Annotated in this window: 15 protein-coding genes; 8 read left to right on the top strand and 7 right to left on the bottom strand. The window is 65.5% G+C overall.

Annotated elements, in window-relative coordinates:
* Positions 1-73: 73 nt before the first annotated feature.
* Positions 74-1,645: a caspase family protein gene (locus tag ACSQ3O_RS08855; protein WP_436138563.1), complete on the top strand. Its 1,572-nt coding sequence runs from the start codon at positions 74-76 to the stop codon at positions 1,643-1,645.
* A 69-nt stretch (positions 1,646-1,714) separates the two neighbouring features.
* Here ACSQ3O_RS08855 and ACSQ3O_RS08850 read toward each other — a convergent pair whose 3' ends face one another.
* Positions 1,715-2,185 carry a CBS domain-containing protein gene (locus ACSQ3O_RS08850; RefSeq protein WP_137745752.1) on the bottom strand — a complete coding sequence of 157 codons (471 nt, stop codon included), beginning with the start codon at positions 2,183-2,185 and terminating at the stop codon, positions 1,715-1,717.
* 109 nt (positions 2,186-2,294) lie between these two features.
* Between ACSQ3O_RS08850 and ACSQ3O_RS08845 the strand changes: the two genes are divergently transcribed.
* On the top strand, positions 2,295-3,605 hold the full coding sequence (locus ACSQ3O_RS08845; RefSeq protein WP_436138562.1) for an O-acetylhomoserine aminocarboxypropyltransferase: 1,311 nt from the start codon (positions 2,295-2,297) through the stop codon (positions 3,603-3,605).
* Positions 3,606-3,607: 2 nt separating this feature from the next.
* Positions 3,608-4,426 carry an alpha/beta fold hydrolase gene (locus ACSQ3O_RS08840; RefSeq protein ID WP_436138561.1) on the top strand — a complete coding sequence of 273 codons (819 nt, stop codon included), beginning with the start codon at positions 3,608-3,610 and terminating at the stop codon, positions 4,424-4,426.
* Positions 4,427-4,469: 43 nt separating this feature from the next.
* Here the strand turns inward: ACSQ3O_RS08840 and ACSQ3O_RS08835 are convergent, their stop codons facing one another.
* Positions 4,470-5,714: a DUF418 domain-containing protein gene (locus ACSQ3O_RS08835; protein WP_436138560.1), complete on the bottom strand. Its 1,245-nt coding sequence runs from the start codon at positions 5,712-5,714 to the stop codon at positions 4,470-4,472.
* A 194-nt stretch (positions 5,715-5,908) separates the two neighbouring features.
* Between ACSQ3O_RS08835 and ACSQ3O_RS08830 the strand changes: the two genes are divergently transcribed.
* Positions 5,909-6,244: an Mpo1-like protein gene (locus tag ACSQ3O_RS08830; RefSeq protein WP_436138559.1), complete on the top strand. Its 336-nt coding sequence runs from the start codon at positions 5,909-5,911 to the stop codon at positions 6,242-6,244.
* 89 nt (positions 6,245-6,333) lie between these two features.
* Here the strand turns inward: ACSQ3O_RS08830 and ACSQ3O_RS08825 are convergent, their stop codons facing one another.
* The gene (locus ACSQ3O_RS08825; RefSeq protein WP_436138558.1) at positions 6,334-7,596 is read right to left on the bottom strand and encodes a YihY family inner membrane protein; all 1,263 of its coding nucleotides are present in this window, start codon (positions 7,594-7,596) and stop codon (positions 6,334-6,336) included.
* Between the two features lie 283 nt (positions 7,597-7,879).
* Between ACSQ3O_RS08825 and ACSQ3O_RS08820 the strand changes: the two genes are divergently transcribed.
* The 4 genes from ACSQ3O_RS08820 (at position 7,880) to ACSQ3O_RS08805 (ending at position 11,045) form a co-directional block, all read left to right on the top strand.
* Entirely contained in the window at positions 7,880-8,311 is a 432-nt protein-coding gene (locus ACSQ3O_RS08820; RefSeq protein WP_436138557.1) for a DUF2069 domain-containing protein, read from the top strand.
* A 57-nt stretch (positions 8,312-8,368) separates the two neighbouring features.
* Positions 8,369-9,784 carry an FAD-binding oxidoreductase gene (locus ACSQ3O_RS08815; protein ID WP_436138556.1) on the top strand — a complete coding sequence of 472 codons (1,416 nt, stop codon included), beginning with the start codon at positions 8,369-8,371 and terminating at the stop codon, positions 9,782-9,784.
* A gap of 134 nt (positions 9,785-9,918) precedes the next feature.
* The gene (locus tag ACSQ3O_RS08810; RefSeq protein WP_436138555.1) at positions 9,919-10,386 is read left to right on the top strand and encodes an N-acetyltransferase family protein; all 468 of its coding nucleotides are present in this window, start codon (positions 9,919-9,921) and stop codon (positions 10,384-10,386) included.
* A gap of 38 nt (positions 10,387-10,424) precedes the next feature.
* Entirely contained in the window at positions 10,425-11,045 is a 621-nt protein-coding gene (locus tag ACSQ3O_RS08805; protein WP_436138554.1) for a hypothetical protein, read from the top strand.
* Between the two features lie 141 nt (positions 11,046-11,186).
* Here ACSQ3O_RS08805 and ACSQ3O_RS08800 read toward each other — a convergent pair whose 3' ends face one another.
* From ACSQ3O_RS08800 to xylB, 4 genes are all read right to left on the bottom strand, one after another.
* Entirely contained in the window at positions 11,187-11,657 is a 471-nt protein-coding gene (locus ACSQ3O_RS08800) for a GNAT family N-acetyltransferase (RefSeq protein WP_249367912.1), read from the bottom strand.
* Between the two features lie 14 nt (positions 11,658-11,671).
* Positions 11,672-11,947, bottom strand: a complete 276-nt coding sequence (locus tag ACSQ3O_RS08795; RefSeq protein WP_137745763.1) for a hypothetical protein — start codon at positions 11,945-11,947, stop codon at positions 11,672-11,674.
* 75 nt (positions 11,948-12,022) lie between these two features.
* On the bottom strand, positions 12,023-13,057 hold the full coding sequence (locus ACSQ3O_RS08790; RefSeq protein WP_436138553.1) for a PfkB family carbohydrate kinase: 1,035 nt from the start codon (positions 13,055-13,057) through the stop codon (positions 12,023-12,025).
* Positions 13,058-13,085: 28 nt separating this feature from the next.
* Positions 13,086-14,570, bottom strand: coding sequence for a xylulokinase (gene xylB / locus ACSQ3O_RS08785; protein WP_436138552.1), 1,485 nt, complete (start codon positions 14,568-14,570; stop codon positions 13,086-13,088).
* Positions 14,571-14,708 lie beyond the last annotated feature (138 nt).

Raw genomic sequence — 14,708 nt, 5'->3', positions numbered from 1 at the left:
GCCCTTTTCTGATTGGCGGACGGCACCTATGCCGATATAGTGGGCCCGCAAAACAAGTTTGGAGGAGCGGCCAGTGATCCAGGTCTTCGCAGTATCGCGGCATGCACAACGGTTTTTTGCGCGTGGGCTGGTGGCCCTGGGCGCGCTGGCGGCCTCGGCGCAGGCCAATGCCCCCGTGGACATACGGATCGCACTGGTCATCGGCAACTCGGCTTACCCAGGCACCGCCGCGCTGTCCAACCCTGCCAATGATGCAAAGGCGATGTCCGAGCAGCTGCGCAAGCTGGGCTTTCAGGTACTGGAGTTGCGCGACGGATCGCGGGGCCAGATGACCGAAGCCATTGACGACGCCCGCAAGCGGCTGCAGGGCAAGAACGGGGTCGGCATGCTGTACTACGCAGGCCACGGGCTGCAGATCAACTGGCGCAACTACATGGTGCCTGTGGATGCACAGCCCAAGACACAGAACGATGTGGTCGCACAGGCCGTGGATGTGGATGCGGTGATCAACGCCTTCAAGCAGGCGGGCAACCGGGTCAACATCCTGGTGCTTGATGCCTGCCGGAACAACCCCTACGACGGCACCGCGTCAGCCAAGGGGTTGGCGCAAATCGACGCCGTGCCCGGGACTTTTCTCGCCTACGCGACGGCACCGGGCAACACCGCAGACGACGGCGAAGGCAGCAATGGCCTGTACACCGGCTACCTGCTGCAGGAACTGGCCAAGCCGGTTTCCCGCATCGAGGATGTCTTCAAGCGCGTGCGCCTGCAGGTGCGGCAAAAAAGCCGGGGGCAACAGATTCCGTGGGAGAGCACCAGCCTCGAAGAAGACTTTGTCTTCAACGATGGCAGAGGCCCAGGTGCTACCACGCCGATTGCACCGCTCCCTAAACCCAAGCCTGAAGAGCGCGATCAATTGTTCCTCCGCGAGAAAACGGAGTGGGATCGCATCAAGCAATCGCGCAACCCAGACGATTTTTATGCGTTTTTGCAGACCTATCCCAACGGGATGGTGAGTGAAGCCGCTCAAAGTCGATTGGACCAGCTATCCAAACCCCAGATCACCCCCACTCCTGTGCAGGGACGCCACTCTGCGCAAAGAGACGTTCAGGTCGGAGACGAAGTCGAGTACGTGTACCGCGACTACCTCACCAAACTGGAAACACGCCGGGAAACCATCCGAGTCACCGCAATCAAGGACGGTTTTGTCGAAGTCAACGGCGGTCAACAGGTCGTGACCCTTGCTGGTGGCACCGTACGAAATGACATGGGTATCGAATTCGACCCCCCTCTTCAGGCGCTACCTGCAGATGAGTTTCAGATTGGCAAAAGATGGGTCAGCCGTTCACAGCAAACTCTGCCAAGAAACACGCCTACGCTGCTGGGCAATACAGGATGGGTGGAGCAGGACATGAAAGTGACTGCGTACGAACAAGTGACCGTGCCTGCTGGCACCATGTACGCGTACCGCGTCGAAGCCAGTTTGCAGACGTTCAGCGGCCTGTCCGGCAAGCTGACTTATTGGGTGGACCACAGAGGAACCATCCTGAAGTATGTCCGCCAAGCAAAGCTCAGCCTGCCCAACGGAGTAACCCGGGACAGCAGCTGGACACGCGAAGTCGCGCGCATCCACAAGCCACGGTGATCAAAAGCTGCCCGTTTTTATCTCCACGCAACAGCTCGCAAGCGAGCAGTCGTGGGGGCGAAAGGCACTTCAGGGCGTGTTCGCATCGCCCTTGAAGGTTTCCTCTTCCGCAGGCCAGTCGCGGATATACGCCTTGAGCATCTTGTTCTCGAAGTTCTGGCTGTCCACCACGGCTTTGGCCACGTCGTAGAAGCTGATCACGCCCATGAGCATGCGCTTGTCCATCACGGGCATGTAGCGGGCGTGGCGGTCCAGCATCATGCGGCGCACTTCGTCCATGTCGGTTTCGAGCGTGCAGGTCAGGGGCGCATCGTCCATGGCCGTGCGCACCAGCATCGTGCCCACGTTGCCACCGTTTTTGACCAGCGCCTGGATCACTTCGCGGAAGGTGAGCATGCCCACCAGGTCGCCATGCTCCATCACCACCAGCGAGCCGATGTCGCGCTCGGCCATCAGGCCCACGGCACCCGCCAGCGGCTCGTCGGGCGAGGCGGTGTAGAGGGTGTTGCCTTTGACGCGAAGGATGTCGCTGACTTTCATGGTGCTGGGTCTCCGAGAGGGCGAGAGGAGCGCGGCAGGCGCTATAGACAATTTGCTACCAAATATAGCCCACAATGCCCGCCTGCATTGACAACATGGGAGACACCCGATGCCCGGTTATTCAGACCCTGGCTTTGACACGCTGGCCCTGCACGCAGGCGCGAGCCCCGACCCTGCCACCGGCGCACGCGCCACCCCCATCCACCTGACCACCTCGTTCGTCTTCGAATCGAGCGACCACGCAGCCTCCCTCTTCAACCTGGAACGCGGCGGCCATGTGTACAGCCGAATCAGCAACCCGACCAACGCGGTGCTGGAGCAGCGCGTGGCCGCCCTGGAAGGCGGTGTGGGCGCCATTGCCACCGCCAGCGGCCAGGCCGCGCTGCACCTGGCGATTGCCACGCTGATGGGCGCGGGCAGCCACATCGTGGCCAGCACGGCGCTGTATGGCGGATCGCAGAACCTGCTGCACTACACACTCTCGCGCTTCGGCATCGAGACCACGTTCGTGAAGCCCGGCGACATCGACGGATGGCGCGCTGCGGTGCGCCCCAACACCAAGCTGTTCTTTGGCGAGACCGTGGGCAACCCCGGCTTGGATGTGCTGGACATCCCCACCGTGTCATCCATAGCGCACGAGGCGGGCGTGCCGCTACTGGTGGACTCCACCCTCACCTCGCCCTGGCTCATCAAGCCTTTTGAACACGGTGCAGATCTGGTCTACCACTCGGCCACCAAGTTTCTCTCGGGCCACGGCACCGTCGTAGGCGGCATCGTGGTGGATGGCGGCAGCTTTGACTGGGACGGTCCGAAGTCGGCCGGCAAGTTTGCCGAGCTCACGCAGCCCTACGATGGCTTTCACAACATGGTGTTCACTGAAGAAAGCACTGTGGGCGCCTTTCTGCTGCGCGCGCGGCGCGAGGGCCTGCGCGACTTTGGCGCCTGCATGAGCCCGCACACCGCCTGGCTGATCCTGCAAGGCATTGAAACCCTGCCGCTGCGCATGGCGCAGCACATGCGCAACACCGAGAAGGTGGTCGAATTTCTGGCCGCGCAGCCGTTTGTGTCGCGCGTGGGCCACCCGTTGCTGGAGTCTCACCCCAGTCATGCCTTGGCGCAAAAGCTGCTGCCACGCGGCGCGGGCTCGGTGTTCAGCTTTGACCTCAAGGGCAACCGCGAGCAGGGCAAGAAGTTCATCGAAACCCTCAAGGTTTTCAGCCACCTGGCCAACGTGGGCGACTGCCGCAGCCTGGTGATCCACCCGGCCAGCACCACGCATTTCCGCATGAGCGACGACGCGCTGGCGGGCGCGGGCATCAGCCAGGGCACGATCCGCCTGTCCATTGGCCTCGAAGACGCCGACGACCTAATTGACGACCTGAAACGCGCGCTCAAAGCCGCAGAAAAGGCGGGGGCCTGACCATGCACATCCAAGTCAACGGCGCCGCCATCTACTGCTACACCGGCGGCAAGGCCTTCGATGCCGCCAAGCCTACCGTGGTGTTCATCCACGGCGTGCTTAACGACCACAGCGTGTGGGCCCTGCAAAGCCGCTACATGGCCAACCACGGCTGGAACGTGCTGGCCATTGACCTGCCCGGCCACTGCCGCAGTGGCGGCGATGCGCCCGCCACGGTGGAACAAGGCGCGGACTTCATCGGCGCGCTGCTGGATGCTGCGGGCGTGCAGCGCGCGGCGCTGGTGGGCCACAGCTGGGGTTCGCTGATTGCGATGGAAGCCACCGCGCGGCTCAAGGACCGCATCAGCCACCTGGTGTTGGTGGGCACGGCGTTTCCGATGAAGGTGTCGCCCGCACTCATCGAGGCCTCGCAGACCGACCCGGAGAAAGCGATGCGCATGGTCAATGTGTTCTCACGCAGCACCTTGTCAGCGCCCCCGTCGGCCCTGGGCCCGGGCACCTGGGTGTTTGGCGCAGGCATGGCACTGGGCCGCAAGGTGCTGCGCAGCAACCCGGCCGTCAACGTGTTTCACCGGGGTTTCGTTGCCTGTGACAGCTATGCGGGTGGCGAGGCGGCCATGGCGGCGCTCACCTGCCCTGTGCTGTTTGCGCTGGGCAGCCAGGACCAGATGACGGCGCCCAAGGCGGCACAGGGCCTCGTCAAGGCTGCCCAAGCGGCTGGCAAGCAGGTGCAGATAACCCACCTGCCCGTGGGCCACAACCAGATGACCGAGGCGCCGGAAGAAACGCTGTTCGCGCTGCGCGACTTTCTGGCCCGCTGACTCTCGCCAGGCCCACCCTGTCGCTGGCCTGCCGCACCGCAGGTCAGCGCGCAGCCCGCCGCCAAGCGGGCCATTGCCAGAGCGTGAAGGCCCGCAGCAGCCACTCCACCGGGCCATAGGCGTGTGTGACCATCCAGCGGCGGCTCCACACCAGTTGGGCCGCGTACAGCATGAACACACCCAGCACCACCAACCAGGGCGCCACCCGGCCCACCAGTGCCAAGCCATAGGCCGTGAAAACCAGCGCCCCCACCAGCGACTGCAGCAGGTAGTTGGACAGCGCCATGCGCCCGGCAGGCTCCAGCACAGCGCCCAGGCGCTGGCCCAAGGGGTTGCGCTGCAACAACCACAGCAGCAGCGCCACGTAGCCAAAGGCCATCAGCGGCGCCGTGGCCAGGCCCACTGCCAGTGCGGCCAGCCCCACGTATTCAGGTTGCTGCACGCTGCTGACGCCGACCTGCGCCGTGGCGTAGAACAAGGCCCCGGCCACGCCCACCGGCAGGCAGCACAGCATCCACCGGCGCAGGTGCGCAGGCTGCTGCGCCATCCGGGCCAGGTAGCCCGAGCGGTGCGCTGCGAGCCCCAGCAGGAACATGGCCAGCGCACAGGGCCCTTGCACAAACACCAGCACAAACCAGACGCCTTCGGCCATGTCGCGCCCACGCTGGGCGATCGTGTCCAGGGCGCTGGCACGGTAAGCCTGTGCGGCCTGCTCGGCCTTGGCATGCAGCTCGGCCAGCGGTACCTCCACGGGCGGCACATGCGCCACCAGCCAGGCCAGCAGGCCCCAGCCTCCGGCCACCATGCCCAGCAGGGCCAGGGCCAGCACGGTGGCAGCGGCGGGCTTCAGCCCGCGCCAGGCCAACAGCAGCACGCCCAGCAGCGCGTAGGTGACCAGGATGTCGCCCGCAAACAGCAGCCAGGCATGCGCAAGCCCCAGCAGCAAGAGCCCCAGCAGGCGGCGCAGGAAACGCGGCACGAAGGCACTGCCGGAGCGCTCCGCCGAATCCATCTGCAGCGCAAAGCTGTAGCCAAACAGCAGCGAGAACAGCAGGTAGAACTTGGTTTCAAACACCAGGCTCACCAGCCAGCGCACGGCGTGGTCCACAGGCCGGGAGAAGGCCGGGTCTGCCACGCCCACACCAAAGTAGGTGGATGCAAAACTGCCCGCGTTGACCATGAGGATGCCCAGCAGCGCAAAGCCGCGCAGCGCGTCGATGGCGCGCTCGCGGTCCACGGCGGGGGAAGATGTGTGGGTGGTGGATTCAGCAGAAGTCATCATGGCCATGGTGGCAGAACCTGTTCATGCACAAGCCTCAGCAACCCCTGTCCATCACGGCACAGCATTGTCCCGAGCTTGAGCGTATAAATCGTTTGGCAGCGGCGCAGCCCCCCGGGGAGTCTGCGCGCAAGCAAAGCCACACACAGATGGCTCAAGGATCACCCATAGATCACAAGCAGACCGCCCACCAGGAGACAACGATGGACATCAGCGCCCCCCACACGCCCACCGACCCACGCAGCTTCAAGAGCTTTGCGGAGTTCTACCCTTTCTACCTCACCGAGCACAGCAACCGCACCTGCCGGCGCCTGCACTTTGTGGGCTCGACGCTTACCCTGGTCTGCCTGGCCATGCTGGTGACCACGGGCAAGCCGCAGTACCTGCTGTATGGCCTGCTCTGTGGCTATGGCTTTGCCTGGGTGGGGCACTTCGGCTTCGAGAAGAACAAGCCCGCCAGCTTCAAGCGCCCGCTCTACAGCTTCATGGGCGACTGGGTGATGTACAAGGACATCTGGACGGGCAAGGTGTCGTTCTGACAGACAAATTCAAAGAAAAATGGGCGCTACCGCGCGTCCATCATGCGATTTAAGCTATATATTTAATAGCAAATAAGCACAGTAACAGATCATCTGGCCTGCGCAGTGACTTCCAGCACATCAGCCATATGCAGGGTCTCCAGGCCCGTGCGCTCCCACAGCGGGCCGAGGCTTGGTGCACGCTCCAGCAGCAGCTTTTGCACCAGGGGCGCCAACGGGGTGTGGGCCGGGTCGGCCAGCAGCACATAGCGCGGCTCGGGCACGTCGGAGGCACTCACCGCCGCATCGGCCACCTCGCCCGCCCAGTCGAGTGCGGTCAGCGCTTCCAGCACGGGTTCGAGCTGCAGAACGTCCACGCGCAGCAGTTGCGCCAGCTGGCTGGGGCGCAGGCCCTTCATGGGCTGGCTGCGCGCGCGGTGCAGCTCCTGCAACACCTCCACCGCCAACTGAAACGTCCAGCCCGCCACGGTGCCACGCCGCGCCACGCCCGCCAGCAGGCTGGGCAAGTAAGCCGTGACCACCGCCCCCAGCAGCACGATGACCCAGGCCACATAGATCCACACCAGCAGGATGGGCAGCGTGGCAAACGCACCGTACACCACCGAATAGGTGGGCACCTTGCCCAGGTACAGCGCCAGCACCTTCTTGGCCAGCTCGATGCACACGGCCACAAACAGCCCGCCCGTCCAGGCATGGCGCCACTTGACCGGCGTGTTGGGCACGTAGTGGTACAGCGAGGCCATGCCGCCCGCCAGCACCACAAACTGGATCGAATCGAACAGCAGCTGCACCCCATCGGGCAGGCGCTTGACCAGCCCGCCCGAGGCCGACATCACATACGAGGTGAGCGCCAGGCTCGCCCCCATCAGCAACGGGCCCAGCGTGATGGCCGCCCAGTAGATCAGCACCCGCTGCCCCAACGGGCGCAGGCGCTGCACGCGCCAGATGTCGTTGAGCGTGCGGTCGATGGTCAGGATCAGCGCCAACGCCGTGGCCAGCAGGATGCTGAAGCCCGCCACACCCAGGCCGCTGGCCTTGGAGGCAAACTGATTCAGGTAGCCAATCACCTGGCGCGAGATGCTGTCGGGCACCAGGCTGCTCACCAGCCAGCCCTGCAGCGCATCCTGCAGCTTGCCGAAGATGGGGAACGCGGTGAACACCGCCAGCGCCACGGTAAAAAAGGGCACCAGCGCCAGGATGGTGGTGAAGGTCAGGCTGCTGGCCGTGAGCCCCAGGTGGTCCTCGCGAAAGCGTTCACGCAGCGTCTGGGCCGTGGTCTTCCACGGGAAGTGCGACAGTTCATTGATCAACGCTTCGGTGCGTGATGCGACTGTCTGGAGCGTGCTATGCACTTTTACGTGCCCACGAAAGCCGGGGAAAGGCCCGGCAACTAGGCACAGGACGCGCCGCGGTATGGATACCGCAAGCGTTCTGCAACAACGTGGCCGGTCCTTTCCCCGGCTTTCCCGAAGGGTTGGGCCACAAGGCCAGCGCTCGCTGCGTTGCAACCCTTGCCAAGGCCCCAGCCTTGGCGGCGGCTTGCGCCTTGCGATCACGGGCCTTGTGGCCCAACGTGGGTACGTAAAAGTGCATAGCACGCTCTAGAAAGGACATGGCCGATATGATGCCACCCCAATGACTGCATCCCCCGCCATCCCCCTCGCGCCGCCTGACAGCGGCGTCGCCGCCACCCGCTGGCTGGCCACCGGCAGCCTGCTGGCCCTGATTGTTCTTTGCCTGGCCTGGGAGCTGGTGCTGGCGCCCTTGCGCCCCGGTGGCACCTGGCTGGCCATCAAGGCCCTGCCACTGTGCATCCCGCTGGCGGGCATCCTCAAGAACCGCATGTACACCTACCGCTGGGTCAGCCTGGTGATCTGGCTGTATTTCACCGAAGGCGTGGTGCGCGGCTGGAGCGACAAGCCCCCGTCACAGTGGCTGGCCTGGGCAGAAGTGGCCCTGTGCCTGGTGCTGTTCACCGCCTGCACGCTGCATGTGCGGCTGCGCCAGCGCAATGCCAAGGCGGCCGCAGCCGCTGCCGAGGCCAGCGCGGCAGCCCCCGCTCCCTGACAAGCCCCGCACATCCATCGCCCTGCACTTTTCAACGCACTGCACACCCGTTTGCCCATGACCACTTTGCTTGACACCCTGCGCGCCATCGTTGGCCCCACCCATGTGCTCGCTGATGGCGACCTGACCGCCTGGGAACAGGACTGGCGCCGCCGCGTGCGCGGCAAGGCCCTGGCCGTGGTACGCCCTGCCAATACGCAAGAGGTGGCCGCTGTGGTCAAAGCCTGCGCGGCAGCGGGCACCGCCATCGTTCCGCAGGGCGGCAACACCGGCCTGGCTGTGGGCTCGACGCCCGACGACAGCCGCACGCAGATCGTGCTGAGCCTCACGCGCATGAACACGGTGCGCAGCGTGGACACCGACAACCTGACCATGACCGTGGAAGCGGGCTGCATCCTGCAGAACCTGCAGGACGTGGCGCAGAACGCAGGCGTGCTCTTCCCTCTGAGCCTCGCGGCCGAGGGCAGCTGCACCATTGGCGGCAACCTGGGCACCAACGCAGGCGGCACGCAGGTGGTGCGCTACGGCAACGCACGCGACCTGTGCCTGGGCCTGGAAGTGGTCACGCCCCAGGGCGAGGTGTGGGACGGCCTCAAGGGCCTGCGCAAGGACAACACCGGCTACGACCTGCGCGACCTGTTCATCGGCAGCGAAGGCACGCTGGGCATCATCACCGCCGCGACGATGAAGCTCTACCCCCAGCCCGCCGCCATCCTTACCGCGTGGGCGGCAGTGCCGTCGATGGAACACGCAGTGGCCTTGCTGGGCCTGACGCACAAGCAGTTGGGCGCGGGCCTCACGGGCTTTGAAGTGATGGGCCAGTTTGCGCTGAGCCTGGTGGGCAAACACATGCCCCAGCTGCGCGTACCTTTCCTCGGCGACGATAACGCACCTTGGTGCGTGCTGCTCGAAAACTCCGACAGCGAATCCGAAGAGCACGCCCGCGCACGGTTTGAATCGCTGCTGGAAACCGCGTTTGAAATGGGCTGCGTGACCGACGCCGTGGTGGCCGAGAACCTCACGCAGGCCCACCAGCTGTGGCACATCCGCGAGAGCATTCCGCTGGCCCAAGCCGAAGAAGGCCTGAACATCAAGCACGACATCTCGGTGCAGATCTCGCGCATCCCCGCCTTTGTGGCCCACACCGACGCGATGCTGCAGCGTGAGATCCCCGGCGTGCGCCTGGTCAACTTCGGGCACCTGGGCGACGGCAACCTGCACTACAACGTGCAGGCACCGGCAGAGGGCGACCCCAAGGCCTTCCTGCGCGAGCATGAGGAGCATGTGAACCACCTCGTGTACGAGGCCGTGGCCGAGTTCGGCGGGTCTTTCTCGGCCGAGCACGGCATCGGCGAGCTCAAGGCCGACAAGCTCGCCAAGTACCAGTCGCCCGTGGCACTCGGCATGATGCGCGCCATCAAGCAGGCGCTGGACCCGCAGGGCATCATGAACCCGAAGCGCGTACTGCAATAAGAGCGGCTAAAAACACTCAGCGAAGCGGTTCTGGCTAGGCGCTGTGTCGCAGGCAGTACGAGCAGTACGACAAGACACAGCAACGACGCCAGAAGAGTTTTGTTAGCCGCTCTAAACCCACAGAAAGCTGCCCCATGACCGCTGCCATCACCGTGCGCCCGGTTCAACCCGAAGACTACACTGCCTGGCGCCCGCTCTGGGACGGCTACAACGCGTTCTACGGCCGCTTTGGCGCTACCGCCCTGCCGGAGCACATCACGCAAACCACCTGGCAGCGCTTTCACGATGCGGCCGAGCCCATGTTCTGCCTGGTGGCACAGGACGATGCCAGCGGCGAGCTGCTGGGACTCACGCACTACGTGTTTCACCGCAGCATGACGCGCATCGAACCCGTGTGCTACCTGAGCGACCTTTTCACCCGCGAGGCCGCACGCGGCCGGGGTGTGGGACGCGCACTTATCGATGCGGTGTATGGCGCAGCGCGCGCCGCCCAATCTACGCGCGTGTACTGGCAAACCCACGAGACCAATGCCGCCGGGCGCCAGCTGTATGACAAGCTGGCCAAGCACCACGGCTTCATCGTTTACGCACAAGAACTCTGAGCGCTGCGCACAAGCCGCAGTCCACGACAGGACCACCCATGACACTGCCCGACCTGCACCGCGCCATTGCCGAACACACCGGCACGTTCTCCTGCGAGCGCATCAACAAGCCGCAGGAAACCAAAACGGTGAACTTCCAGCACCACATCCAGCCGCCCGCAGTGCTGGATGCGCCGCTGCCCGATGTAGGCCGCCTACCCGCGTTCTACGCCACGTTGGGCGGTGTCTTGCTGTACCACGACGCACTCAGCGGCGATGCGGCCCGCTACATCGCCCCGCCCGCCGAATGGGCCGAGCTGCACGAGGCCTTCAGCGGCTGGATCGAACACCTGGGCGACGAAGAACGTGAGGACATCCTGCCCGACTGGATCGATCACTGCCTGGTGATCGGCGAAACACCCCACTCGGGCAACTACATCCTGATGGCCACCGAGGGCGAATGTGCCGGACAAGTGTTCGAGTTCGATCACGATGGCTACGAGTTCACCCACGGTGCCAACGACCTGGTGGCGTATGTGGAGGGCATGCTCCACCTCAGCAGCGAAACGCTGGCCAACTTCGCCTCCCACATGCGCTTCATCGACAAGAACAACGGAGCCCAGTGGTGGATTCTGGAAATGAACGACAACCGGGGACAGCGGGTGCGTACCGATGTGTGAGGTACGGCGGGGGTGAAAGCACCTATCGCTATAAAAGTGAGAGCTGCAAGCGCATACAGATCAGGCGCCAGAAGCCATTTCAACTAAAAATCTCACGCGCTCGCCTACGGCTCGATAGGCAACGCAGCAGCAGAGGTGACGTCACAACACCTTGCGCATCGGCTGTGCCTGCAACCCTGCCCACGTTTGCGCCGCTCCATGCGGCGCATAACCATTGCGACGGTAAAAGGCCTCGGCAGTACGCGTGCTCTCCAACCCCACAGCTGCAAGCCCCACCTCGCGGGCATGGGCCTCGACGTGCTGCAGCAGGGCCCGCCCCACCCCCTGGTGCAAGGCATCCGGCACCACGTAGCACAGCGCCAGCACGGCCTGCGCCCGCAGCGCAAAGCCCACCATCGTTTCGCCCCGGTATGCGCCCCACGCCACTGCACCCGGCGCGGCGATCCACGCGGCCAGGTTCTCGGGTGTCTTGTTGGCCAGCCAAGCTGTCAGGATGGTGGCGTCATTGGCATGGTCGAGCACGCAGCAGTGGGTGATGGACTGGCGGACGACGGCACAGGCGGTTTCTGCGGTACCAGGGCCGACGGGAACGATCTCTGTGCCCTGAGGCACTGCGCTATCCGCAATCACACCGAAACCAGCCTGGAAAGCGCGACCGCCAACACAGCAAGCAGCGCATAGAACAACAGTCCCACAAATATCAGGCCGTTGGTCGTCACCACACGTTGCCCTTCATGCCGGAACGACAGTGCACCAGCGGCACTCAAGGTGCGCGCTTCGTTGCTGCCCCTGCGCTCAGAGCGCCAGCGGCCCAGGCTGACCACCCGGACCACCTGCGCACCGGTGAAGACGATCAGCACTTCGACGACTGACCACAGCATCGCAACCAGAAACTCCGTCATCGGCATCCTCCGCGAATCTGCGACGGGAAATGATAGACGGCCAGCCTTGACGAGGGCGATGCCCTTGCCCCGACGTCAACGCGGGTCTTGGGCTGCGGGGTGCTGCTCGCTCCACGCGAGGGCGGCCTCCCAGCCCGGCGGCACGCAGCCCTGCTCCATCACACACAGGCTGGCGCTGGCCAGCGCATGGCGCAGCGCCTGCTGGCAGGCATCAGCCGTCAGCCCATCAACGCACTGCACAAAACGGGCAACCCCGGCGGCCTCTGACTGCCGCAGCAGATGCGCCAGCAACCCGGCCAGAAAGCTGTCGCCCGCGCCCACGGTGTCCACCACCTGCAGCGGCTGGGTCTCTTTGGCAAAACACTGCGCGCCATTGCGATGCAGCAGCCAGGCGCCTTCCGCGCCCAGCGTCAGCGCCATCAGGTGGGCCTGCGGGTTAGCGGCCAGCAAATGCTTCGCGCGGGCCAACGCATCGGCACCCGGCACGGCCAAGTGCTCCAGGTCTTCGTCGCTCGCCTTGATGATGTGGGCGTGGGCCAGCGCGGCGTACACCGTGGTGCGGTAGACCACCAGGTCGGGCATGACGGAGGGGCGCAGGTTGGCATCGACCACCACGCAGCGGCCAGCGGCGCGCTGGGCGGCCAGCCAAGGCAGGTAGATGGCGGTGTCACGCGCGTCGAGTGCCAGTGCGCCAGTGCAGACCAGCTGCAGCGCGGGCAAGGCGGCGCAGCTGTTCTGCAAGCCCTCTGCAGTCACGGCACGGTCTGCGACGCCTTCGCGGTAGAAGGCGTAATCGGGGTGGCCTTGCGCATCGAGGTTGACCACGGCCAGGGACGTGACTTGCTGCACAGGCTCAGGCCGGGCCAGCACCACGCCGTCGGCCACCAACTGCGCCGCCAGCTCGCAGCCAAAGCGGTCTCGCGACAAGGGGTTGAGGTACTGCGTGCCCACACCCTGCCGGGCCAGCGCACGACACAGGTTGTAGAGCGCGCCGCCCAGGCACGGCAGGTAGCTGCCATCGGGGCGGCGGATGAGGTCGATGAGGGCCTCCCCGGCGATGGCGGCTTGGACGGGCGTCGTAGCGGTAGAGGTGTCGGGTGCAGAAGTCATGGTGGCTTGGGATTTAGAAGGCAGCACGTCAGAACTGCGATTGCAGCGCGGGGTACAGCGCCACAAAGCGGGCATAGCGTTCGGCCAGCAGGGCTTGTTGCGCAGGCTGCGGCAGGAAGGTGGTGTCAGCGGGCAGGGGTTGGCACCAGCGGGCTTCGTCGCCACCGCAGGCCATGGCGGCCAGCCGCGCGGCGCCCAGAGCCGCTGCGGCGTGTGCGCCCTGCGGGCGTTGCAGTGCTGTGCACAGCGCACTGGCCAGCAGCTGCGCCCAGGGGTTGCTGCGGGCACCGCCGCCGACGAGGGCGAGGGCCGCTTCACTCCCACTGGCAGCAGCTCCCTGCCCAGCCCCTGCAGCGCGCATCGCGTTGAGGCCATCCAGCAGGCCAAAGCCCACGCCTTCCATCACGGCATAGGCCAGGTCGGCCGCTTCGTGCTCAGCGCGCAGGCCCATGAAGACGCCGGTGGCAGCCGCGTTGTTGTGCGGGGTGCGCTCGCCACTCAGGTAGGGCAAAAACAGCGGGGCCTGCGCCTGGCGGGTGGTGCTGAGGGTGCCCACTGCGTCCGACAGTTGCGCCTCGTCGCCGCGCCCTGTGAGCCGCGTGACCCAGCCGAAGGCACTGGCCGCGCTGAGCATGACCGACATGTGGTGCCAGCGCTGCGGCAGCGCGTGGGCGAAGGCATGCACGGCACGTTCGGTGGCGGGCGCAAAGGCATCCGTCACACGAAAGACCACGCCCGAGGTGCCCAGCGACACAAAACCCTGGCCCGCAGTGCGGGCGCCCACGCCCACGGCGCTGGCGGCGTTGTCGCCCGCGCCTGCAGCCACAACGACGCTGCCACGGAGCCCCCAGCGCCGGGCCACATCGCTACGCAGCGTGCCCGTGGGCGCACTGCCCTCGGCCAGCGCGGGCATGTGCGATGTATCGAGCCCGCAGGCCTGCAGCATGGCCGGGCTCCAGGCGCGGGCCTGCACGTCCAGCCACAGGGTGCCCGATGCGTCGGACATGTCGCTCACCGCATCACCGGTGAGCTGCAGGCGCAGCCAGTCCTTGGGCAGCAGCACGGTGCGGATCTGCGCAAACACGGCAGGCTCTTGCGTGCGCAGCCACAGCAGCTTGGGCGCGGTAAAGCCGGGCATGGCGAGGTTGCCGGTGATCTTGCGTGAGGTGGGCACTGCGGCCTCCAACTGCGCACATTCGGCGCTGGCGCGGCCGTCGTTCCACAAGATGGCCGGGCGCAGCACCTGGCCCTGCGCGCCCAACACCACGGCGCCATGCATGTGGCCCGAGAGGCCGATGCCCCGCACCTGCGCCCACGCAGCGGGCACCTGTGCGCGCATTTGCGCCACGGCGGCTTCCACGGCCGCCCACCAGTCAGCCGGGTGCTGTTCACTCCACGTGGGCTGGGGGCGGTGCTGGGGCACGGCAGCATCGGCCGTGGCGACCACGGCGTGCGCGTCGTCCATCAGCAGGAGCTTGACACCCGAGGTGCCCAAATCGATTCCGAGGTACATGGTGAATGAAGGGTCGATGGCTGGCCCTGGCTTCGACAGGCCCAGCCCGAAAGGTGGTTAGGTGATGGGCGGCTTGCAGCGTTGAGCCGGTGATGGGATGTGGGGCGGGGCCGCCCGCACACTCACTGGCCCTCACCA

It is taken from the genome of Acidovorax sp. LjRoot74, assembly GCF_964254355.1.
GTDB lineage: Bacteria > Pseudomonadota > Gammaproteobacteria > Burkholderiales > Burkholderiaceae_C > Acidovorax.
The sequence above is the reverse complement of the archived record's forward strand: the minus strand, read 5'-3'. Positions and strand labels throughout refer to the sequence as shown.